At 71.5% G+C, this 23,631-nt stretch carries 13 protein-coding genes and 1 riboswitch; of the genes, 9 read left to right on the forward strand and 4 right to left on the reverse strand.

The annotated features are described in order from the left end of the window. The first annotated feature begins 22 nt into the window (after positions 1-22). The 5 genes from BL254_RS01530 to BL254_RS01550 all read left to right on the forward strand — a co-directional run bounded on the left by BL254_RS01530 (position 23) and on the right by BL254_RS01550 (position 9,080). Positions 23-1,510 carry a diaminobutyrate--2-oxoglutarate transaminase family protein gene (locus BL254_RS01530; RefSeq protein ID WP_076842296.1) on the forward strand — a complete coding sequence of 496 codons (1,488 nt, stop codon included), beginning with the start codon at positions 23-25 and terminating at the stop codon, positions 1,508-1,510. Further along, entirely contained in the window at positions 1,507-3,636 is a 2,130-nt protein-coding gene (locus BL254_RS01535) for an IucA/IucC family siderophore biosynthesis protein (RefSeq protein WP_254857698.1), read from the forward strand. The genes BL254_RS01530 and BL254_RS01535 overlap by 4 nt, the downstream gene beginning before the upstream one ends. After that, on the forward strand, positions 3,633-5,198 hold the full coding sequence (locus tag BL254_RS01540; RefSeq protein WP_076842297.1) for a lysine N(6)-hydroxylase/L-ornithine N(5)-oxygenase family protein: 1,566 nt from the start codon (positions 3,633-3,635) through the stop codon (positions 5,196-5,198). The genes BL254_RS01535 and BL254_RS01540 overlap by 4 nt, the downstream gene beginning before the upstream one ends. Further along, positions 5,195-7,537 carry an IucA/IucC family siderophore biosynthesis protein gene (locus BL254_RS01545; RefSeq protein ID WP_139342125.1) on the forward strand — a complete coding sequence of 781 codons (2,343 nt, stop codon included), beginning with the start codon at positions 5,195-5,197 and terminating at the stop codon, positions 7,535-7,537. Before BL254_RS01540 ends, BL254_RS01545 begins: the two co-directional genes overlap by 4 nt. Before the next feature lie 97 nt (positions 7,538-7,634). Further along, positions 7,635-9,080 carry a glutamine synthetase family protein gene (locus tag BL254_RS01550; protein WP_076842298.1) on the forward strand — a complete coding sequence of 482 codons (1,446 nt, stop codon included), beginning with the start codon at positions 7,635-7,637 and terminating at the stop codon, positions 9,078-9,080. A gap of 921 nt (positions 9,081-10,001) precedes the next feature. Here BL254_RS01550 and BL254_RS01555 read toward each other — a convergent pair. After that, the gene (locus BL254_RS01555) at positions 10,002-12,308 is read right to left on the reverse strand and encodes an MMPL family transporter (protein WP_076842299.1); all 2,307 of its coding nucleotides are present in this window, start codon (positions 12,306-12,308) and stop codon (positions 10,002-10,004) included. Between the two features lie 109 nt (positions 12,309-12,417). Here BL254_RS01555 and BL254_RS01560 point away from each other — a divergent pair, with 109 nt between their 5' ends. Continuing rightward, positions 12,418-13,176 (forward strand): TetR/AcrR family transcriptional regulator, encoded by a 759-nt coding sequence (locus BL254_RS01560; RefSeq protein WP_076842300.1) that lies wholly within the window; start codon positions 12,418-12,420, stop codon positions 13,174-13,176. 56 nt (positions 13,177-13,232) lie between these two features. Here BL254_RS01560 and BL254_RS01565 read toward each other — a convergent pair whose 3' ends face one another. Beyond that, on the reverse strand, positions 13,233-14,303 hold the full coding sequence (locus BL254_RS01565) for a hypothetical protein (protein ID WP_076842301.1): 1,071 nt from the start codon (positions 14,301-14,303) through the stop codon (positions 13,233-13,235). A 729-nt stretch (positions 14,304-15,032) separates the two neighbouring features. On the opposite strand from BL254_RS01565, the gene BL254_RS01570 reads away from it, so the two are divergent. From BL254_RS01570 to BL254_RS01580, 3 genes are all read left to right on the forward strand, one after another. After that, entirely contained in the window at positions 15,033-15,695 is a 663-nt protein-coding gene (locus BL254_RS01570) for a hypothetical protein (RefSeq protein ID WP_047224855.1), read from the forward strand. A gap of 311 nt (positions 15,696-16,006) precedes the next feature. Then, positions 16,007-16,270 (forward strand): hypothetical protein, encoded by a 264-nt coding sequence (locus tag BL254_RS01575; protein ID WP_047224864.1) that lies wholly within the window; start codon positions 16,007-16,009, stop codon positions 16,268-16,270. Positions 16,271-16,594: 324 nt separating this feature from the next. Next, positions 16,595-17,197 carry a DUF5134 domain-containing protein gene (locus tag BL254_RS01580; RefSeq protein ID WP_162233266.1) on the forward strand — a complete coding sequence of 201 codons (603 nt, stop codon included), beginning with the start codon at positions 16,595-16,597 and terminating at the stop codon, positions 17,195-17,197. Positions 17,198-17,262: 65 nt separating this feature from the next. Here BL254_RS01580 and gcvPB read toward each other — a convergent pair whose 3' ends face one another. Both gcvPB and BL254_RS01590 read right to left on the reverse strand, forming a co-directional pair. Continuing rightward, on the reverse strand, positions 17,263-20,592 hold the full coding sequence (gene gcvPB / locus BL254_RS01585; protein ID WP_076842302.1) for an aminomethyl-transferring glycine dehydrogenase subunit GcvPB: 3,330 nt from the start codon (positions 20,590-20,592) through the stop codon (positions 17,263-17,265). 160 nt (positions 20,593-20,752) lie between these two features. Beyond that, positions 20,753-20,872: riboswitch (glycine riboswitch) on the reverse strand. A 205-nt stretch (positions 20,873-21,077) separates the two neighbouring features. Next, the gene (locus BL254_RS01590) at positions 21,078-23,483 is read right to left on the reverse strand and encodes a hypothetical protein (protein WP_052914708.1); all 2,406 of its coding nucleotides are present in this window, start codon (positions 23,481-23,483) and stop codon (positions 21,078-21,080) included. Between the last annotated feature and the right edge of the window lie 148 nt (positions 23,484-23,631).

Below are 23,631 nucleotides of genomic sequence, written 5' to 3' on the forward strand. Positions count from 1 at the left end.
CCACCGGACGGGAGTCGCTTTCTTGACGATATCCGCCATCAGTTCCGGATCCGCCGGCCCTTCGGGACCCAGCGCCCATGCTGACCCCACTACCAGCCCCACCGGCGGCCCCACTGGCGACCCCGCTGACGGCCATGGCGTACCGAACGCCGACGGCCGGGTACGCGCCGAGGGAATCCTCGCCCGGCAGCGCCGGCGCGAGTCGTCCGCGCGGACATACGCCCGGAACCTGCCGATCGTCCCCGTCCACGCCGAGGGCATGACGGTGATCGGCGCGGACGGCCGTCGCTACCTGGACTGCCTGTCCGGCGCCGGCACCCTCGCRCTCGGCCACAACCATCCCGTCGTCCACGAGGCGATCCGCGGGCTGCTCCACTCCGGCGCACCGTTGCACGTGCTCGACCTGGCCACCCCCGAGAAGGACGCGTTCACCGCCGAGCTGCTGTCCTGCCTGCCGGGTGACCTCGCGACCTCGGCGAAGCTGCACTTCTGTGGGCCCAGCGGCGCGGACGCGGTCGAGGCCGCGCTCAAGCTGACCCAGACGGTCACCGGGCACGAGACGCTGCTGGCGTTCACCGGTGGCTACCACGGCATGACGGCCGGTGCGCTCGCCGTCACCGGCAACGTTACGATCAAGGAACGTCTCCGGCCGGTGGGCACGGTCGTGCGGCTGCCCTACCCGTACCCCTACCGCTGCCCGTTCGGCGTGGGCGCCACCGACGGGGACTGCCCGGACGGCGCGCGGCTGTCCACCCAGTACATCGAACGGCTCCTGGACGACCCGTGCGGCGGAGTGACCCAGCCCGCCGCGATGATCGTCGAAGCCGTGCAGGGCGAGGGCGGGGTGGTGCCCGCGCCCGACGACTGGCTGCGGGCGATCCGCCGGATCACCGCCGAGCGGGGCATCCCCCTGATCCTCGACGAGGTCCAGACCGGGGTGGGGCGCACGGGCGCGTTCTGGGCCGTCGAGCACAGCGGCATCACCCCGGACGTCATCGTCATGTCGAAGGCGATCGGCGGCGGCCTGCCGCTGGCCGTCATCGCCTACCGGGAGGAGCTGGACGGCTGGGCCCCCGGCGCGCACACCGGCACGTTCCGCGGCAACCAGCTCGCGATGGCCGCCGGTGCCGCCACCCTGCGTTTCGTCCACTCCGAAGCCCTGGATCTGCGCGCCGCCGAGGTCGGCGCCCGGATGCTGGCCGACCTGCGGACGATCGCCGCGGGCCGGCCCTGCGTGGGAGACGTCCGCGGACTCGGGCTCATGATCGGCCTGGAGGTGGTCGATCCCGACGCCGGCCCGGACGCCCTCGGTGCCCGGCCGGCAGACCCCCACCTGGCCGCCCGTGTCCGGGCCGAGTGCCTGGCCCGAGGCCTGATCGTCGAGCTTGGCGGGCGCCACGACGCGGTGGTGCGGCTGCTCCCGCCGCTGACCATCACTGACGCCGAGGCCGACCGGGTACTGGCCATCCTCGCCGACGCCCTCACCGCGGCAGCCTCCCCGCCCCGGTGAAGCCCGTCCCCGTACCACCGGCCCTGGGCGGCGCGCCCACGGGGACGCCGGACAGGCCGGCACCTGATCGGTCTGATCGGTCTGACCTGCCGGGTCTGCCGGGCCAGGCCGCGGCAACCGCCGCGGACGCCCGGGTCATCGAGACGCTGCTGCGCTGCTGGGTTCGGGAGAACGGGATCGCGGTGGACCGCCACGGCGGCCCGCTGCGGATCGGTCTGCCCGCCTCCGGACTGGCGTTGGAGGTGCCCGTCCGCTACCGCTCGCCCTGCGGCTGGCATCGCTTCGGCCCGCCGACCATCAGCGGCTCGACCACGGAAGCCGCGGCCCCGGGGAACCCGATCGGGGAAGCTCCAGCCACGGGCGGCCGGGCCACGCGGCGTCCGAGCACAGGAGGCCCGGCCGTGGGAGGTCCACCGGTGGACGCCGGGCTGCTGGCTGCCCTGCTCGTCCGCGAGATCGCCAGCCGGCAGGGGCTGCCGCCGTCGGCGGGCGCGGACTGCCTCGGCCGCGTCATCGACTCGCTGCGGCGGATCGCCGTGCACATCGAAGCCCGCGCCACCACCCGCCGAGGGCCCGCCAGGCCGACCACACCGGCCACGCCATCTGGTMCGGTCGTGCCACCGGATGGACCGGGCACACCAGCCGAAGTGGCCATGCCGGCCGGGGCGGGCGCGTCCACCGTGCCGGACGCGGCGGGCGACGCGGCTGGCACGGCGCTGTTCCTTGTCGCCGAACAGGCGTTGATAACCGGGCATCCGTTCCATCCGACGGCGAAGAGCCGCGAAGGTGCGTCAGCGGAGGAGCTGGCCACATACTCTCCAGAGTTGTATGGCTCCTTTGCCCTGCACTGGTTCGCTGCCCACCCGTCGGTGGCGGCCTCGGGCGGGACGATCGCCGGCCGCGGCCCGGCGGAGCTCCTACGCCGCCTGCTGCCCGACCGCGACCTGCCTGTCGCCCCCGCCGGCTACCTGCTCCTGCCGGCACACCCCTGGCAGGCCCGCTACCTACGTACCCGGCCGGACGCCACCGCCATGATCGCCGATGGTCTGCTGGTGGCTCTCGGCCCGGCCGGGCCACCGTGGTATCCGACGGCGTCGCTGCGCACTGTGTGGCGGCCGGACGCACCAGTCATGATCAAACTTTCCCTGGGTATGCGGATCACCAACTCCCGCCGGATCAACCTGCGCGACGAACTGGAGCTGGGCGTCCAGATCAGCGCGCTGCTCGACACGGGCCTGCGGGACTGGCTGGCCGGCGCCCATCCCGACTTCCACCTGCTCGAGGATCCGGCATGGGTCGGCCTCGACCCTCCGAGCGCAGGGAGTCCGGCCCCGGGGGCCGCGAGCGTGTCCAGCCTGGGGCTGGACAGCGCGATCCGGGTGAACCCGTTCGGTGTGGACGACCGGGTGGTGTGCGTGGCCGGGCTGGTCGCCGACCGCCCGGACCGGACCGTGCGCGCCGACCCCGCCAACCCCACCGACCCCGGCCCGTCCATGCTCGTCAGGATCGTCGACGGGCTCGCGGCACGGGCCGGGCGGCCCGCCGCCGAGGTCGCCGCCGACTGGTTCGCCCGCTACCTGCGGGTCGTCGCCGCGCCGGCGCTCGACCTGTACGCGCGCCACGGGGTCGGCCTGGAGGCGCACCAGCAGAACTGCCTGGTCACCTTGGACGACCACGGCCGGCCCACGGCCGGCTGGTACCGCGACAGCCAGGGCTACTATGTCGCCGCGTCCCACGCGGATGCCGTCCGCCGGGCCGTGCCCGGGTTCGGCGACGGGCTAGCCGCGATCTTCGACAACGCCCTCGTGGACGAACGGGTGCTCTACTATCTTATGATCAACAACGTGTTCGGGGTGATCGGCGCTCTGGGCGCCGCCAACCGGGCGGACGAGACCCACCTGCTGGCCGCCGTGCGCGTCATGCTGGTGCGCATGCGCGCCGACCTGGCCGCCGACGGCGTGGCCGTGCCGGACCTGTTCGGCCTGCTGCTGGACTCCCCCGTCCTGCGCTGCAAGGCGAACTTCGCGACAGCGGTCGACGGGCGCGACGAACTGGCCGGCCCGGTCGCCACCCAGTCGCTGTACGTCGACATCCCCAACCCGCTCGTCACGGAGCTYGGATCGTGAGCACCCACCCGTCCGACCAGGACCGCCCGGACGAACAGCGCAGGCGGGACGAGTCGAACGAACGGGACGAGCCGTTCGACCTGGTGGGCGTCGGGTTGGGGCYGTTCAACCTCTCGCTGGCCGCGCTCGCCGACGGGCTGCCCGGGCTGCGCACCCGGTTCTTCGAGGCCAGGCCGGGGTTCTCCTGGCATCCCGGCCTGCTGCTGCCGGGCACCCGGCTGCAGGTGCCCTTCCTCGCCGACCTGGTCACCCTCGCCGACCCGACCAGCCGCTGGTCGTTCCTGTCCTATCTGCACGCGCACGACCGGTTGTTCCGGTTCTACTTCCACGAACGCTTCCACCTGCTGCGGCAGGAGTACGACGACTACTGCCGCTGGGTGGCCACCGGCCTGGCCGCCACCCGTTTCGGCTCCCGGGTGGACGCGCTGCGCTGGCGTCCGGACACCGGGCTGTTCGAGGTCGAGGTGAGTGCCCAGGCCGACGGCCACACCCTCGCTGCCCGGACCACCCGGACGGCGCTGGCCCGCAACATCGTGCTGGGGGTGGGGACCGAACCGTCGGTGCCGGCGGCGTTCGCCGGGCTGCTCGGGCCGGAGGTGTTCCACTCCGCCGAGTACCGGACGCGGCGGGCCGCCCTGGCCGGCGCCGGGCACGTGACCGTCGTCGGCTCGGGGCAGTCCGGCGCGGAGGTCTTCCTCGACCTGCTGCGCGCCCAGCCGGAAACCGGCCAGGCCCTGCACTGGATCACACGGACGCCGGCCTTCGCCCCGATGGAGTACTCCAAGCTGGGCCTGGAACAGTTCACACCCGACTACGTCCGGTACTTCCACGGTCTGGACCAGTCGGCCAAGGACGCGCTCCTGCCCAGCCAGTGGCAGCTGTACAAGGGCATCGACGCCGAGACGATCGCGGAGATCTACGATCTGCTGTACGAACGGACCGTCGCCGGCGCGGCCGTGGACGCGGCCCTGCTGCCCCACGTCACGATCGAGTCGGGGACGCGGACAGCGGCCGGGCGGATCAGGCTGATCTGCCGGCACGTCCCGCAGGACCGAGTGTTCACGGTCGAGACCGACCGGGTCGTGCTCGCGACCGGGTACGCCGCCCGCCGGCCCACGCTGCTCGGCCCGGTCGCGGACCTGCTCGACCTCGACGCCGCCGGCCGGTACCAGGTGGACGCGGCCTACCGGCTCGCGACCGCGCCGCGGGTCAGCGGACGGATCTACGTCCAGAACGCCGAACTGCACACCCACGGGGTCGGCACGCCAGACCTCGGCCTGGGCGCCTGGCGGGCGGCGGTGATCCTCGACGACCTGACCGGCGGCGCGGCCTACCGCGTCCCGCCACGATCGGCTTTCACGACCTTCGGCGCGCCCACCGACACGCCGGCGCCCGGCCCCGGTCCTGCTTCTGGCATGTCCCGGCCGACCACCGGTCCGGCGGCCGGATCGACGGACACGGGAGCTGGGCCGGCTGCCGGCCCGGCCGTGCGCCCGCGGCGCGGTGACGTGCCCGCGCCAACCGGCGGAGGTGGGCAGTGGACGGACAGGAACGGGCCGTGAGCCGGCCGCATCTGTGGCGGGCGGCCGGGCAGGCCCTGCTGGCAAAGCTGATCGCGGAGTTCTCCTACGAGGAACTGCTGCACCCGCAGCCCGTCGCCAGCACCGCGAGCACCGCGAACCCGACGGACGCGACGAATCCCGCGAGCCCGGCGGGTACCGCGAACCTCGCGGGCGTGACCGAGTCGGCGGACCTGTCCACAGCTACGCCCCCGGTGGCGCGCGTCGGGCGCGGTGAACCGGCCGGTTACCGGCTGACCTGCGGTGATGTCAGCTACACGTTCACCGCCCGCCGCGGCACGTTCGGCACCTGGTGGTTGGACGCCGCCTCGCTGCGTCGCGCGGGCCCATCCGGCCGGCCGGACCGGCCGGGCTGGCCGGATGGCCGGCCGGGTAGCCGGCCTGGTGGCCGGTCGGCCTCCGCGGACGATCCGGCGCCAACGGATCCCGGCGGGTACGCCACGTCGCGCGGCCCGGTCCCAGCGGACGACCCGGTGCGTTTCGTCCTGGACGCCGCGGGTCTGCTGGACTGGCCGGACGACGTCACCGCGGACGTCGTCCGTGAGCTGACCGCGACGCACGCCGCCGATGTGCGGCTGCTCGCCGCCGCACGCCCCGCTGCCGAGCTCGCGGACGCGACCTACACCGAGATCGAGGGCTTCGCCACCGGGCATCCGTGCATGGTCGCGAACAAGGGACGGCTGGGCTTCGGTCTCACCGACGCGGGCCGTTACACCCCGGAGGCGGCCACCCCCCTGCGGCTGCTGTGGGTAGCCGCGCATCCGGAGCTGGCCACCTTCGCGTCCGCCGGTTTTACGACCGCCAGCTTCCCGACCGCCGGATCCGGCGGTGCCGGACCGGCCGGTGCGGACGACCCGGACGCCCGTGGCGGCGTTCTCACCCAGCGGCGGCTGTTGGCGGCCGAGCTCGACCCGTCCACCCGGGCCGCGTTCGCAACGACGCTGGCAACCTGGCTCGCGACCGCGGGCAGTGGCGCGGAGGCTGGGACGGACCGTGACGACGGCCGGCCCGCGGAGCCGGGCACCGCTCCGGCACGGCCGGCTCCGCCCCGGGGAGAACCGGTGGCTGATCCACCGGATGGCCGGGGCCGAGAGGAACAGGCTCCGTCCCAGGGGGAGCCGGCCGCCACCCATGAGGAGTACGTCTGGCTGCCGGTGCATCCCTGGCAGTGGGAACACGTGATCGCGCCGCTGTTCGCCGCCGAGATCGCGACCGGCCGGTTGGTGCTGCTCGGCAAGGCACCAGATCGCTACCTTCCGCTACAATCTGTGCGTACTTTGGTGAATATCGACCGTCCAGCACGGTTCAATGTCAAACTTGCGCTAATGATTCGTAACACACTGGTGTGGCGAGGGATGTCAGCCGACGACGCCCACGCCGGCCCGGACACCTCCGCCTGGCTGGTCGGCATCCGGGACGCCGACGCGTTCCTGCGGGACGTCACACGGGTGCTGCCGCTGCCGGAGATCGCCGGGGCCACCGTCACCCACAGCGCGTACGGGGAGCTGGCGCGTGCGCCGTACCGCTTCCACGAGCTGCTGGGCGTCCTGTGGCGGCAGCCGGTCGAGAGCCTGCTCGCCCCCGGCGAACGGGCCCGGACGTTCGCGTCGTTGCTGCTCGTCGGCTCCGACGGCCGGGCGCTGGTCGGCGAGCTGGTGGCCCGCTCGGGCCGCGGGGCGCGGGAGTGGCTGCGGGCGCTGCTGTCCTGCCTGCTGCCGCCGCTGCTGCACTACCTGTACGTCTACGGCGTCGCCTTCACCCCGCACGGCGAGAACGTCGTCCTCGTCTTCGACGGTGACGACGCCCCGACCCGAATAGCGATCAAGGACTTCGGAGCCGACATAGAACTGGTCGACGCCGCCCACACCGGTGATGACCGGCGTGGCTGGCCCGAGCAGGCGGACCTGCCGGCGTCCGCCGCGCGGTACCTGCGGCGCTGGCCCGCGTCCGACCTCGCCCACTCGATCCTGTCAGCGCTGTGCGCGGGACACTTCCGGTTCTTCGCGGTCATCCTCGAGGACCATCTCGGCGTCGACGAGCGGGAGTTCTGGACGCTGGTCCGCGCCGAGATCGAGAACTATCACCGCGCCTTTCCCGAACATGCCGACCGGTTCGCCCTGTTCGGCCTGCTGGCGCCCACCTTCGACCGGGTCTGCCTCAACCGGGAGCAGCTCGCCGGAACCGGCTTCCACGACCGGCCCGACCGGGACGGCGGATTCGATGTCAGCCACGGCCAGGTCGCCAGTCCCCTGCATCTGGTGACGATCGACACCGTGACTCCGAAGAGCAGGCCCCCGAAGACCGAGAGAGCCCGGCGATGAACCTCGACAACGAGACGACGAACATCCGGATGACGGCCGGCCGGACGACGGGCGTGGGAGCGTCGGCCCGGCTGCCGCGCGCAACCACCCGGCCGGCTTGAACCGGCCCGCGCGGCGGCATCCCGGCCTCCTCGACGTCGACGAGCTGCGGCGGCTCGCGGCGTCCACGCGTTCCCCGGACAGCATCGACGAAGTGCTCGTGGGCCTTCCCGACCTGCAGGGGCGTCTTCAGGGCAGCGGGGCGTCGGTGGATCACTTCATCGAGGACGTGCTCGCACGCGGCCTGCCCGCCTGCGCCTATCTGCTCGCCGTGGACGTCGAGATGGACACCGACGCCGGCTACGCCTTCGCGCCCTGGGACACCGGCTTCGGGGACTTCCGGCTCGTACCGGACCTCGCGACTCTGCGCCGCGCTCCGTGGCATCCCCRCTCGGCCGTGGTGTTCGCGGATGCCTGGTGGCCGGCTGGCGGCATGGTCCGCGTCGCGCCCCGGGCCGTCCTGCGCGCGCAGCTCGACCGGCTCTACACCCGGGGGCTGGCCGCGCTCGCCGGTACCGAGCTGGAGTTCCTGGTGTTCACCGAGTCCTACCAGCAGGCGGCCGACCRCTCGTACGGCGGCCTGACCTCGGCGTCCCGGTACAACGTCGACTACTCCCTGATCGGGACGTCCGAGATGGACGGGCTGGTCCGGACGATCAGGCGGGCCATGGCGGACGCGGGGGTGCGGGTCGAGTCGGCCCGGGCGGAGGTCCATCCGGGCCAGTACGAGATCGTCTTCCGCTACGACGACGCGATGAGTACCTGCGACAACCACGTCCTCTACAAGACGACGGCGAAAAACCTTGCCGCGCAGGCCGGTCAGGCAGTGACCTTTATGGCAAAATATGATCAAGGAGAGGGAAACTCCTGCCATGTTCACCTGTCCCTGCGGGGGCGGGACGGCGCGACGCTGTTCGCCGCCGAGCCGTTGGAAGACGGGCGGGCAGCACCCGACGAGGAGTCGGCCGAGCGGGCGGATCTCGCCGGGATGTCGAAGCTGATGCGGTCGTTCGTGGCCGGGCAGCTCGCCTGCATGGCCGAGTTCGCCCTGCTGTTCGCGCCGACCGTCAACTCCTACAAGCGGCTCGCCGCTCCGGGCTCGTTCGCGCCGACCGGTATCGCCTGGGGACGGGACAACCGCACCTGCCCGGTGCGGGTCGTCGGCTCCGGCCGCTCGCTGCGGATCGAGCATCGGGTGCCCGGTGGTGACGCCAACCCGTACCTGGCGGTCGCCGGGATCATCGCGGCCGGCCTGTACGGGATCGACAACGACCTTGCGCTGCCACCGGCGACGGCCGGGAACGCGTTCACCGCGCCCGGGGTGGCGCGTCTGCCCAGGACGTTACGGCAGGCGCAACGGCTGTGGCGTTCCAGCGAGATCGCGCGGGCGGCGTTCGGCGACGACGTTGTCGACCATCTCGCGCACGCCGCCGATGCCGAGCTCGCCTCCTACGAGACGACCGTCACCGACTGGGAACGCCGCCGCGCCTTCGAGCGCCTGTGAGTCACCGGCACGTCGGTGGGACGAGCGCCGGACGGTTACTCCGGGTCCCGTACAGCGCGCTGGGCCCCGTACGGCGCGCTGGTGTCCCGTACGGTTCCGACGAGCCGGATCGTCCATGGCACCGGTGTCGACGAAGCCGCACCGGACGCCGGCCCGGGTCCCATGCTGTTCCGACGCCGTCCGCGGCGCCCACGGCGGTCGTCCCCTTCCGGGCGCCGCTCCAGTGCCCGTGTTGTTCCAAATTTTGCGCCGATCCGGATTTCGCGCTGTTCCGGTCCTGCGCCGTCTCGACCTCGCGCCGTTCCGGCCCTGCGCTATTCCGGGTCAGCGCACGGTGTTTCGGGCCGAAAAACCGTGTTCCGGGCCGGAGACTGCCCGCGAAAACGGTTTTGTCCTGACCGTCCATCCGTCATGTGCATGGTCCGGCAGATATCCGGGCACGGATTGCCGGCCGGCTTCGGCAACGGCCGGGCATGGCTGGGCACAGTCGTACAGAGGCGTCGGACAGGGGCGTCGGACAGGGGCGTCGGACAGGGACCGCACACCCCACCTGCGCGGCGTCCTGGAAAGCCAGGCTCCCGGGTCGCTCGCGGGGGCGGCCGATCCGTCCACGGCCGCCCCCGCGAGCCGTGCGGCAGCAGCTCCACCACCTCTGCCGCAAGATTCAGTTGGATACCGGCCACGCCGCCGCACCCGGCGTCCCGGTACAAGCGGGCGGTCACCGACGGGTGCGGACGACCGCATCCGGGAGAACTGGTCACGATCGTCGCCAATCGTGCGTCCGGTTACGGTCCAGCGGGTCTCCTACGGTATTGAGGCTAGAACGTGAAACGAGGTCGTGACAAGGGCCGGCGATGCCGTCTCGATGGTTTTTTCCACATTGTGACCGGTAACAGAAAATACCATGACGAGCATACCGCTTTATTTTTCGGATTGTCTTACCAGCTCATATCCGATGCTTCCCACATTTTCGACAGGTGCGTTATGGGCGACTTCCGCCCGGGGCGCCTCCACCAGGCCGATTCGGGCGTGCAGGGCGCTCAGCGGCCGTGGTGCCCACCAGTTGACGTTGCCGGCCAGGCGCATGAACGCCGGTACCAGCACCCCGCGGATCAGGGTGGCGTCCAGGACTATCGCCAGGGCCGTGCYGATGCCGAACATCTGCATGAACGTCACCGACGACGTGGCGAAGGCCACGAAGGTCACCGCGAGCAGCGCCGCGGCGGTGGTCACAATCCGCCCGGTGCGGGCGAGGCCGGTGGCGACGGCCTCGGTGTTCGGGACGCCCCGGTCGTACTCCTCCTTGATCCGAGACAGCAGGAACACCTCGTAGTCCATGGACAGGCCGAACGCGATGCAGAACAGCAGCACCGGCATGGAGGTGTCCAGCGGCCCGGGCAGGAAGCCCAGCGCCCCGGACAGGTGGCCGTCCTGGAAGATCCAGACCGCGGCGCCGAGCACGGCGCTCAGCGACAGCGCGTTGAGCACCAGGGCCTTCAGCGGCATGACGACGCTGCCGGTGAACAGGAAGAGCAGCACGAACGTGGTCAGCGCGATCAGCCCGACGGCCAGTGGCAGATGGTCGGAGATGGTCGCCTTGCCGTCGACGAGCACCGCGGACGGACCGCCGACGAGCACGGACGTCCCGGCCGGAACGGGTCGCTCGCGCACGGCCCTGGCGAGATCCTGCCCGGCGTCCGACGCCGGGTCGACCGAGGGGACCACCTCGAGATAGGTCGAGGTACCGGCGGAGAACCGGGAGTCCGCGGGGGCGGGGGGCGTCACCTGGCGGCCGGCGGCGTAGGTGCCGGCCGCGCTGTTCACCCGAGCCACGTTCGGTAACGAGGACAGGTCGCGCGCGTATCCGTCCAGTGCGGGCCCGCCAGCCGGAGCGCCCCCGCCGGGGCCGCCAGCCGCCCCCTCCAGCACGACGGTCGTGGCGGCGGCGGTGTCGGCGGCGAAGTCCGTCCGGATGACGTCGCCGACCTGCCGGCTGGATGCGGTGTCGCGCAGCACCCGGTCGTCCGGGGTGCCGAAGGAGACGTGCAGAAAGGGGATGCCCAGCACCAGCAGCACGGCGACGGCGGGCACGCCGGCGAGCAGCGGCCGGCGCATGACAGTGGAGGCGACGGCGCGCCAGACGGGTGATTCGGAGGCCTCCCGGGGGCCGGCTGCCGCTCCAGCGGCCCGCCGGCGGCGGATCAGCCCGATCAGCCCGCCGACCCGCAGCGCGTTGACCCGCGGTCCGAGCAGCACAAGTATGGCCGGCAGGGCCACGGTCGCGCTGAGGACCGCGAAGACCGTCACGGCGATACCGGCATAGGCCATCGACTTCAGGAAGTAGGGCGGGAAGACGAGCATCACGGCGAGTGCCGCCACGACGGTGGCGCCGCTGAAGACGATCGTCCGGCCGGCGGTCCGCAGGGTGGTGGCGAYCGCGTCGGCGCGGTCCCGCCCGCTGGCGAGTTCCTCACGGAACCGGCTCACCATCAGCAGGGCGTAGTCGATACCCAGGCCCAGACCCAGGGCCGTGGTGAGGTTGACCGCGAAGATCGAGACGTCGGTGAGGCTGCCGAGGACGGAGAGGATCGCAAGCCCGCCGAAGATGCCGGCCACGCCGACGGCCAGCGGCAGCAGCGCGGCCACCACGCCGCCGAAGGCCACGATGAGCAGCACCATCGTGATCGGGATGGCCACCGACTCGGCCAGGGCAAGGTCGGTGGTGACCTGGTCGTTGATGTTCTCGCCGATGGTGGCGGCACCGCCGGGGGTCACCGTCACCGGGCCGGGGACGTCCCTGGCCTGCTCGTACCGGGCGACGAGTTCCTCCGCCACGTCGTCGGAGGTGTAGGCGAGCACGAGCGCGTGCCTGCCGCTTTCGGAACGCAGGGGCGGCCCACCGCCGTCCCAGTACGAGACCGCCCTGYTCACGCCCGGCTCGGCCGCGAGGGCCCGGGTGAGCTCCCTGCCGGCGGCCGTGGCGTCGGGAGCGTCCACCGTCCCGGCGCGGGCCGTGACCARCAGGACCAGGCTGGGCTGACCGCCGAAGCGCTCCTCCACCGCCTGGTCGGCGTGGGTGGAGCCCGACCGGGGATCGTCGAACCCACCGGTCTGGAGCTTGCCGAAGGCGGTGACGCCGAGCACGGCCGTCGCGCCCACGAGCAGCAGGGTTGCCAGCAGGACAAGCCCGGGACGGCGTGTGACCAGGCGCGCGAGGCGTGCGAACACCGGAACCTCCGGAGAGTTGTCATCGTTCTAGAGAACAGTGTTCGCGTACACCGGGCGCAGTCAAGACATCCAGTCGAAAAAGTTGACAGTGTTCACCGGACGAACCAGCATGGYCAGCGTGACCCAGCCGGTCTCCAGACGCGAGCGCCTCCGTCTCGCCACCATAGACGAGATCAAACAGACTGCCCGTGACCAGCTCGACGAGCACGGCGCGGCCGGGGTGTCCCTGCGTGCGGTGGCCCGGGCGATGGGGCTCACGCCATCCGCCCTCTACCGATACTTCACCAGCCGGGACGAGCTGATCGCCGCGCTGGCGGCCGACGGGTTCGCCTCACTGGCCGACACGCTGGAGGAGGCCTTCGACCTCGCGCCCAGGGACAACCATGCCAGGCGCTGGCTCGAGGTCACCCGCGCCTACCGCCGCTGGTCACACGAGCACGTGACCGAGTACATGCTCATCTTCGGGACGCTGGGACTGGGCTACACCCCGCCGGCAAGCCAGCCGTGTGACGGCACGGAACGCTCGGTCGCGGTGCTGTTCCGCTGCATGGCCGAGGCGATCGACGCCGGGTTGATCGACCCCTCCCGGTTCGCCGCCGAACTCACGCCGGCACTGCGCGCCGAACTTGAGGAATGGCGGGCCGACACCCGCAACACGATCCCGCCGGAAGGGCTCGCCGCCTGCCTGATCGTCTGGACGCAGCTCCACGGGTTCCTGTCCCYGGAGCTGTTCGGCCATCTCCCACCCGCGATCCGGGACGTGGGCGCGCTGTTCGACCAGCAGATGCTCGACGTCCTGCTCCGGTGCGGCTACCAGGGCCCGGTCGACTTCGTGCCCGGGCGGCAGGAACACGGCCGGCCGGAGTAACAGCGAACTGACGGCTGGCCGGCCCCGGCGGCGTGGCCCGGGGCCGGCCAGCCCGCTTACGCGGACGCCCGCATCCGGCGTTCGAGCGCCTTCAGCGCCGCGTGGCGCGCGCTCTTGATCTCGGGCATCCGCGCCTGGTAGGCCCGCGAATTCGCCAGCGGCTGGTAGAAACCAAGCCGGGGAACGAACGCCGCGTCGTCGTAACCGGGCGGACGGTGCAGCGCGTACGTACGCCCGGGATACAGCAGGTCGTAATTGTCGGCGATCTCCCAGATCGCCACCTGTGAATCGATCCGACGGCGGGAGAAATATGCCTCCAGCACGTCGACCGTAAAGCTTATCTCATGGAACTGCTTGACGAGGTCGCGGTATTCCTGACCGACCTGGTATTTGACCGGCAATGTGACCTGAACGCATTCCGTACCGCCCAGGAAATCCAGGGCGAGCACCTTCAGGGAGGTCTCCACGCCGTACCCGCGGGAAAAGGCCAGCGAGCCGAAGAGATCCGCGTCGACCACGAACTCACCGATGAGCGGCTGCTGGATGGTCGTGACGGCGGGGACGTAGTGGGCCAGCTGTTTGGAGAGCAGGGAGCGCAGCATCTCGGTGGTACGCCCGCCGGRCCGGCCGTCGCCGGTCACCCGCTGGGAACTGCCGTTGACGAACAGCGGCGCGCTGCTGGTCGTCGCGGCCGCCGCCAGCAGACCCACGGTGAGCGGGTCATAGTGCTCCAGGTCGGCGTCATGAAATACAAACCGGTCACCGAATGCCAGGTAGGCAAGGCTGCGCATCGCGCCGGCCTTGCCGCCGTAGGAGGGTGACTCGTGTTTCATGTGACGTTCGATCACCGACCGCCCCCGAACGACCCAGCTCGCCCCGGCTTCCGTCGCGATACGTATCAGGTCGTGCTCGTCGCCGTCGGACGACGGATCGACAACGACACCGATCTCGTCCAGCACCGGGCGTTCCAGCATCCAGTGCTGGCGATTMAGGGCGACGATGTTACCCAGCGTCCGGGCCGCTTCCGGGCCACGCGCGGGAATGAGCAGGCTCAGGGTGATGCCGCTGGCGAGCTTACCGGCCTCGATGGCGTCGAGGTCGAGGGTGATGGGGTCGAGCGTACGCACGGACGCCCCTCTCTCGTGAGCTTTCCATGAGAACTACCCCCCTTTATTCGAATGGGCCGGAGACGACGCGAAACGGTGTTCGGCGCGTCGTCGCAGGCCCTGAATGAGCCGGACCACCCCCACGGCCACCGAGCCAGCCCTCCCCCGTCGCGCCACCCGTCCGGCACAGGCAGCAGGTCGTGACCCGGCGTTGGCTAGGACCTCTTCCGCGCCCCCTTGCCTCCGGACCACGGATACCGGCCGGGTGACACCTCCCGGCCCATCTGTTCCGCCGCAGCCCTCAACGTGAGATGTAACAACGAGTTACAGTAGTACCCTAACGTACGCTTACCAAACTCGGTCAGTAAAAGTTACGACTATGGATACTATATGCATTCATATTGATACTTAACGTGCTGAAGCAGTATGAAAACGACCTGACGCCCGCCTCCCGCGACCGCGGGAGCCCACGCGGCGGCCCCACCGCCAGGCAGCAGAACAAGATCACCTGTCGGCGGGTCCGGAGAGTTCGGTCTCACGGACAGGAACGGGTACATACGCCATTCTGACAACGTGTCGACACAGCGATGGTGGCCACGGGCTCAGCCGAGAGGATCTCGGCACGAGGCCGTCACGCCACGCCGCACACTCCCGACAGGCGACGCACTGACACGCACAGTCAGAGTTCCGAGGACCGAGGCATCGGCAACCGGCACATCAGCAACCGGAGCATCAGCGGCCGGAGCATCGATGGTCGGCACAGCCGTGACCAGGGCACGTGGCGCGTCGGCGCTGCCGCCGCTCATGGCTCTCCTCGTCCTGCTCGGTGCCGCCGGCGGCACCGGTTGCGCGTCGAGTGACGGCTTCGTCTCGGCACCGGGCGCGCCCGACGCCTCGGGGCCGGCCGCACCCACCCGCACGGTCGCGACCGGCACGTTGCCGAACCTGATCGGCAAGGGCCTGCAGTACGCCCAGGACACCGCGCAGACGGCCGGCTTCACGAACCTGACCTCCCACGACGCGCTCGGGCGCGGCCGCGAGCAGATTCTCGACCGCCAGTGGCAGGTCTGCGACCAGTCCCCGGCGGCGGGGCCGCATCCGGTCACCGTCAGGGTCGACTTCGGGGTGGTCCATCTCGACGAGACCTGCCCGCGGGCGGGCGAGGCGGACACCGCCCTGCCGCGCATCGGCCCGACCATGCCGGATCTCGCCGGCCGCTCGCTGAAGGTCGTACGGGCGGCGTTCGGCGACAACGCCAGCGTCACGGTGCACGACGCCACCGGCGCCGACCGGATCGCGATCGTCGAGAGCAACTGGAAGATCTGCTCGACCGTACCGGCCACCGGCCGGCCCTACTCGCGGGGCACCCCCGTCACCCTCAACATCGCCAAATTCGAGGAATCCTGCCCCTGACGCCCCACCCCAGYGCGGTCAGCTACTACGGCAACAACCGCGACGAGACCGATACAGAGATCGTCGCCGCGGACGAGACGTCGGCGCGTGCCGGGCAGGCGTGGCGCGCGCAGCGGCTCATCGCGTGAACGCACCTTCTTGGGCGAGTCCCGGTCCAAGGCGGGGTTGTCGTTGTGATTTCGCGGAAACGCGGACAGGGTGGCGTGAGGGTCCTTACGCTGTGAGTGATGTTGCGAGCGGGTTGACCATGCCGACGCGTCGGCCAGGCGGGCGAGGTGGGGACAGTGCGTGACGAAACTCCAGCGGACGCGGTGCCGGATGCCGACGGGGCGACCCGGCAGCACCTGACGACCTTCTGCGGAAAGTGCAGTTGTGGCTGTCCGCAGCTGTTCGTCGACCACGACGCCCCGGCCGAACGCCGGATCGTGCTCATGGACGACTTCGGCCAGCAGGTACAGATGAGCGTCGACCAGCTCTACGAAATAATCGATCAGGCGAAGTCCGGGGCGCTGGAAAGCGTCCTCGACTCGGCGCTGGCTGTCACCTCCGGCATCCAGGATGCGGCCGGGCAGTAATCGCCGGGCAGTAGTCGCCGATCAGTAGCTGGTACCGAAAAACACGGGCAGGGACAAAGCAAGGATATATGGTCACACGGCTCCGGCCGGCCCGGTTCCAGGTCCGGCCGGAGCCTATCCAGCCGTCCCCGGAACAGGATTTTCCGGAACTTTCCAGGATTTTCCGTGTGAACGTGGACCTTGGCATGACCAGGCGGTGCCGCAATGCACCATGTACCGGGGGTCGCGGACACAACCAGCACGGCCGATGGCCCGCTCTGGTCTGTCGCGGCTCTGGTGTTCGCCGTTCTCGCGGTATTTCACGCCTGGCACGCCTGGAGGTCGGTGCGAACGGCACGCGTTGACGGGAACCGGATCGTCGTGCTGACCGAAACCGGCCATTTTCTCGTAGCGGCCGGCATGGCGTACATGTTCAGYCCGCCGGCCTGGCAGGCCCGCACCGACCGAATTCTCGCCGGAGCTACGCTGGCCTGGGGTTATCTGCTCCTTTCATCGGTCTTCCTGACCGTCAACGTGATCCGAAGAGATGATCCGGAACGCTTTCGGCAACCGGGCCCGGGCGGCCATCACGACGCTGGCGTGACCGGGACCTGCTGCTGCGCGCTGCTCGCCGTCGAGGGCCTGGCGATGGCGTACATGAACGCGCTGCGGTGGTGGTCGGCGGACGACCTCACCATCGGTTTCTTCCTGCTTTTCACGGCGCTGACCGTCCTCACGGCGGTCACCCTGGTGCTGCGCCTGACGGCACGCCCGTACCCGGCGGAGACACGCCCGTACCCGGCGGGCGGGCCGGCTGGCCAGCTGACCGCCCAACTGGCCGACCCGTTCGTGAGCAGGGCGCGGGGCGCGTCCGTCCGCGTCCACGGCTGCCGCCTGATCATGAGTGCCGGCATGGTCGCCATGTTCGCGACGATCCCGACCCCCTGACAGGGCGCGACGATCCGGCCGGCCTACGCGCCGCGTCGATCCGCTTCGGGGCGGGTCTCGTCGGGTCAGCCGCGGGCATCGGCCGGTACCCCCACGATGTGGGGGGCGGCCGGCGCGCCGTCGGCAAACGCGATGTCCTCGTCCTGGTCGGTGAACGTCGTCACGGGCGGGCAGGTGCAGACCGGGTTGCGGTCGCCGTAGGCGCCGTCGATCCGGCGTACCGGCGGCCAGTACTTCGACTCCCGCAGGGAGGCGACCGGGTAGGCCGCCACCGTCCGGGAGTACGGGTGCTCCCACTCGTCCGCCACCAGCATGGACGCCGTGTGCGGGGCGTTGCGCAGTGGGTTGTCGGTCGCCGGCCAGGTGCCCGCGCCGACCAGGTCGGCCTCCCGCCGGATCGAGATCATCGCCCGGCAGAACCGTTCGATCTCGGTCAGGTCCTCGCTCTCGGTCGGCTCGACCATCAACGTCCCGGGTACCGGGAACGACATCGTCGGCGCGTGGAAACCGTAGTCGATCAGCCGCTTGGCCACGTCGTCCACGGTCACCCCGGTGCGTTTCGTCAGCGGGCGCAGGTCGAGGATGCACTCGTGCGCGACCAGTCCGTCACGTCCGGTGTAGAGCACCGGGTAGTGGGACGACACCCGCCAGGCGATGTAGTTGGCGTTGAGGACCGCCACCGAGGTGGCCCGGCGCAGCCCGGCGGCGCCCATCAGCCGGATGTACGCCCAGGGGATCATCAGGATGCCCGCCGACCCCCACGGCGCCCCGGCGATCGGCCCGATACCGGTGGCCGGCCCCGCCTCGGGCCGCAGCGGATGGTTGGGCAGGTAGGGCGCGAGCCGTTCGACCACCGCGACCGGGCCGACGCCCGGGCCGCCGCCGCCGTGCGGGATGCAGAACGTCTTGTGCAGGTTCAGGTGGCTCACGTCCGCCCCGAACGTCCCCGGCCTGGCCAGCCCCACCAGGGCGTTGAGGTTCGCGCCGTCGACGTAGACCAGGCCGCCGCAGGAGTGCACCAGGTCGCACGCCCGCCCGATGCCCTCCTCGTAGACACCGTGCGTCGACGGGTAGGTCACCATCAGCGCCGCCAGCCGGTCGGAGTAGGCGGACGCCTTCGCGGCCAGATCTTCCAGGTCCACGTTGCCGTCGCTGTCGCAGGCGACCACCACGACCCGCATCCCGGCCATGACCGCGCTCGCCGCGTTCGTCCCGTGCGCCGACGACGGGATCAGGCAGACGTCCCGGACCGGCCGGCCCTCCACGGCGTGGTCGCGGTGGTAGGCGCGGATGGCCAGCAGCCCGGCGAGCTCCCCCTGGCTGCCCGCGTTCGGCTGCAACGACACGGCCGCGTAGCCGGTGATCGCCACCAGCCACTTCTCGAGGTCGCGGATGAGCTCCAGGTAGCCGGCGGCCTGGTCCAGCGGCGCGAACGGGTGGATGTCGGCGAAGTCCGGCCAGGTCACCGCGGCCATCTCGGTCGTGGCGTTCAGCTTCATCGTGCAGGAGCCGAGCGGGATCATGCCGCGGTCGAGCGCCAGGTCCTTGTCGGCGAGGCGGCGCAGGTAACGCAGCATCGCCGTCTCGGACCGGTACAGGTGGAACACCGGATGTTCCAGGTAGGGACTCGCCCGTACCAGCTCCGCCGGGATCGCAGGRCCGCCACCACCGGCGTCAGATCGAGCACCGATGGTAGCTATACCTGGGATGGCGCCGCCCGCGGTAGCGGCGCCGGCGGCTGTCGCCTTCCGCGCCGGCAGCGCGACCATCGACGGGGAGGGCAGCGGCGGCACCCCGAACGCCGCCCACACCGCGTGCAGGTCGGCGTCCAGCGTCGTCTCGTTACAGGAGATGCCGACGTGGTCGGCGTCGACCAGACGCAGGTTCAGCCCGCCGGCGAGCGCCGCGGCGACCGTTTCGGCCGCCCGGGACGGCACCTGCGCGAGCACCGTGTCGAAGAAGTGGTCGTGGACGACCCGCACCCCGCCGGCGCGCAGCCCCGCGGCGAGGCGTACCGCGTGGCCGTGCACCCGCTCGGCGATCCCCGCCAGCCCCCGCGGGCCGTGGTAGACGGTGTACATCGAGGCCAGCACGGCCGGCAGCACCTGTGCCGTGCAGATGTTGCTGGTGGCCTTCTCCCGGCGGATGTGCTGCTCCCGGGTCTGCAGGGCCAGCCGGTAGGCGGGCTCGCCGTCGGCGTCCACCGACACCCCGACCAGCCGGCCGGGCAGCGACCGTTCCAGGCCGGCGCGCACCGCGATGAAGCCCGCGTGCGGGCCGCCGAAGCCCAGGCCCAGCCCGAACCGCTGTGCGCTGCCGACCGCGATGTCCGCCCCGAACTCACCCGGTGCGGCCAGCAGCGTCAGCGCCAGCGGGTCGACCGCCACCGCCACGACGATCCCGTGGCTGTGGGCCTGTTCGATCACCGCGCGCGGGTCCCGCAGCGCGCCGTCGGCGGCCGGATACGCCAGCAGGACGCCGAACGCCGACTCGGCCAGGTGTTCCGGTATGCCAGCCGAGAGGTCCATGACCACCACGTCGATCCCCAGCGCCCTGGCGCGGGTGCGCAGCACCGCGATCGTCTGCGGCAGCGTCCCGACGTCCACGACGAACCGTGTGTCGGGCTTCTTCGCGGCCCGCCGGGCGAGCTGCATGGCCTCGGCCGCGGCGGTCGACTCGTCCAGCAGCGAGGCCCCGGCCGTCGCGAGACCGGTCAGATCGGCGATCATGGTCTGGAAGTTGAGCAGCGCCTCCAGACGTCCCTGGGAGATCTCCGGCTGGTATGGGGTGTACGCCGTGTACCAGGCCGGGTTCTCCAGGACGTTGCGCTGGATCACCCCGGGCAGCACCGCCGGGTGGTAGCCGAGGCCGATCATCGAGGGCACCGGGCGGTTCCGGCTGCCCAGCCGGCGCAGCTCGGCGAGCACCTCCGGCTCGCTCGCCGCCGAAGGCAGCTCGAGGGTGTCGTCGCGGATCACCTCCGGCACCGCGGTCGTGACCAGCGCGTCCAGGCTGGCATGGCCGAGCCCGTCGAGCATCTTCCGGCGCTCGTCCGCGTCCGGCCCGACATGCCGGTCGGCGAAGGTGAGCGTCTCGGTGGGCGGCGGGCCGGCCCGGCGCGCCGTCACGGCCGGCGCGGGCTGTCTGGCCGGCGCGGGCGCGGCGGCGGCCCCCGTGCGCGGGCGGGCCGGTGTGGGCTCGGCCCGCCCGGGCTGTGTCCGGGTGGGCTGCGGCGTCCGGGTGGGCTGCGGCGTCTGGATGGGCTGCGGCGTCTGGGCGGGCTGCGATGCCGGCACGGTCACCGACCGGCGGGTGGCGGACCTCTCGCCAGCGCCGTTCGCACCGCCGTTACGGTTGGCGCCACCGCCGCGGCCGACGCCGCCAGTGCCATTCACGCCACCGCTGCCGTTCTCACGGCTGGTACCAGCAGAACCATCTGTGTCACCCGATGAGGATCCTGAAGAGGATATTGCGCCAGAAGAGGACGAAACGGGTACGTGCACGGTCGATGCGCTCCAGAGATCGGGCGACCCGGCAGCGCGCCGGCCGCGACTGACCTCCCCCTCTGTACGTATGCCTGAGAGCTTCACCCGGCATATCGACCCGCGACCGATATGCGTGGGCTTTCACCGTCGGCGGGACGTCACGGAACGTCCGCTTTCCAGAGTTGCCTGACCCGGCGGTTTCTCCGGCCTGAGAGTGTATAGGGGAGGTCTTGCTCCTTCGGCGCCACGGACCGCAAGCTGCCGTGGACTCTCCCGCGCGGGCGTGAGCGGCATCGATGTTCAGTTGTCCGTCTGGATTGAATCCTATGGTCGACGGTCGCCAGCCGCCAACCCGTGACGGCGCCGCACCGCGACGACCATCACCGATAGTTACACTACCGGTCCTGAAGGTGGTTGAGCTCGGCGACGGTCGGAACAAGGTCACCGATGGTCGCGAAGTCCACCGCGATGAACGTCGGCAGCCGGCCCTGCGCACGCTGGCAGGCCTCGACCTGCCTGAGCAGGGACTCCCGGCGGTTGATCACGGCCGCGTCCGCGCGGCTGCTCGCCGTCCGGGTGATCCAGTGGTTGATCAGTATCGGCGCGGGCCGGCCCGGCCCGCGGCCAGGCCGGCAGTCGAAGCCGTCGGGCGAGGAGACGTCCAGGGCCGTGTCGGCCGCGTATCGGAAGAACCGCCGGTAGAAGGTGCCCGGGACGTCGGCGTTCTCCGCGAGCACCACCAGTCTGCGGTTCCGCTCGACCATCGAACCCAGTGACGGCCAGTCACCATCCGCGTCCCTGGGAGGTGTGAGCGTGTAACGCCCGAGCCCGGCCCGGGTGAAGGCCCCTGTCACCTCGGACGCGGGTGCCTCGTCCTGGACGATCAGGGTCACCACCTCGGTCGGGTTCGCGTCGAGCCAGGCCCGCAACCGGGTCAGCTCGGTCTCCAGGCTGAGCGCGCCGAGCTGGCAGATGTTGTGACACAGCCACAGCCCGGGACGACTGGAGCGGGCGCCCCGGGTGAACGGCTCGAGGGTGGCCCGCTGGTCCGGCGGCAGGCCGCGCAGGAATGCCTCGACGTCCTGCGGCGGCGTCCAGTGATGGACGTCGATGAGCAGCGCCCGGATACCCGCGTTCAGCTGGCCGATCAGGTCCGGATCCTGGGCCGCGCCCAGGAAGCGCGCGTCGCTGGCCGCCATCGCGTTGTGCGTCGCCGGGTACACGACGTCGGTGTAGCGGCGGTCGCAGAGCAGCTCGGAGCCGTTGCAGTACCTGGCGGCCGGGGTGACCGGCAGCGGCATCGCGATCCACAGCAGGACGACGATCGTCGTCGAGGTGATCGCCAACGTCCCCCAGCGCCGCCGACGGGCGTGCGCCCGGACCACCAGCATCCGCGCCGCGGCAGCTACCACCGTGACACCGGCGGCGGCCACCAGCGGCATCGCCGCGAACCCGAACCAGTTGTCGCGGAGCTGGTCGACCAGCGCCGAGGAGATGTCACCGACCATCGCCCGCACGCTCACCGGCAGCGACGATGACGGGCCGGTCAACGCCGCGAGCGGATCGCCGACCAGCGTCATCAGCACGCCCCCGGCGGCGAGCCCGGCCGCCCCGGCCGCGACAAGCCCCGCCAGCACCAGGCGGAACCCCGACCCACCGTGCCTGACGATCACGACGAACCCGGTGGCGAACACCACCAGCATCAGGCCGGCGAGCCCACCCGCGGCGAGCAGCACCCCCGACGAGCCGAGATCGTGGACGGCGTGCACCGCCATGGTGCCGGGGGATTCGGGCAGCCCGGTCAGTGCCGGCCCCAGATCGATGCTGGTGCCACCGCCGACCCGCCGCCGCAGATCGGCGATGGCGGCCTCGTCGCCGTCGAAGACCAGCGGGCCGGCGACCGCCAGCGCCGAGGTGAGATCACCAGCCCGCATGAGCGTGACCAGCTGCTCGCGTACGGCCTGGTGCTCGTCCGTGCCCAGCCCGCCCACCCGGTCGAGGACGGCGTCGGCCACCTGGTCGGCCTGCCGCTCGGAGAGCCGGACCGAGGTGATCGACGGCACGGACGCCGGTGGGCGTCCCTGGGAAAGCTGGTCGAGCGCGTCGAGCAGGCCGACGGTGAACCGGCTGACGTCGTCCACCGGGTAGGTGCCGGCGCCCGAGAGCTCGTCGGCCAGGTAGGTGCTGGCGAGCTGGGAGATGTTGGCCAGCACCGGGCGCAGGTCGATGCGCAGGTAGAGCGTGTCGCCGTTGCCGCTCAGGTAGCCCGCGGTGCGCTCCGCCAGGCTCGCGGCCACCCCCTGCAACGACGACGGGGGGACGACCACCCGCAGGTTCGCGGTCAGCAACGACTGGTCCACGGGGAGGCCGGCGAAGAGCTGGTCGGAGATTTCGACGATCTGCGGATCGGTCAGGACCTGGCTGTAGAAACGCTCGTACACGTCGGCGTCGGCGAGCGCCCGCTTGTAGTAGCCCGGCTGCTGCACGGTCGCGTGCACGGTGAGCAGGCCGACGACCGCGGGCCAGCACACCGCCGCGACCAGCACGACCAGCACTCGCAGCGGGCGGTCCCAGCGGTGCCGACGGCGGCGGGAGCCACCGCCCCGGCGGCGGCCGGCACGGCCGGTTGCCCACCGTGGGCCGTCCCGCCGGGGATCGGCCCCGGGGAAGGCGCTCCCCGCGGGGATGCCCGCCGGCCCGGCGTTGGCCTCCCTCGTCCCGTTGTGGGCCTCGGCCGCCGCGGGGCTCTCGGACGGGTGGCCCTCGGCCGCGCGGACGTCCTCTTCGCGGGAGCCGGTCACGGAGCCGTCCGCTCCGGGACGGGGGGCCGGAACCGGCCCACGCCGACCCGCCCGGACGCGCGTGTGGCTCACCGCGCCTCCCACCTGACTCGCCGCGTCGTCTTCCGGATCCGACCACCTCGCCGTACACCGGCTCGCAACCGGTGCT

The sequence above is a fragment of the Protofrankia sp. BMG5.30 genome (genome assembly GCF_001983005.1).
GTDB classification, from domain to species: Bacteria; Actinomycetota; Actinomycetes; order Frankiales; family Frankiaceae; genus Protofrankia; species Protofrankia coriariae.

What these genes read in the sequence shown, in the direction of transcription:
- BL254_RS01570 (WP_047224855.1), top strand. Translation starts at nt 15,033, where the DNA reads ATGGTCGGCACAGCCGTGACCAGGGCACGTGGCGCGTCGGCGCTGCCG.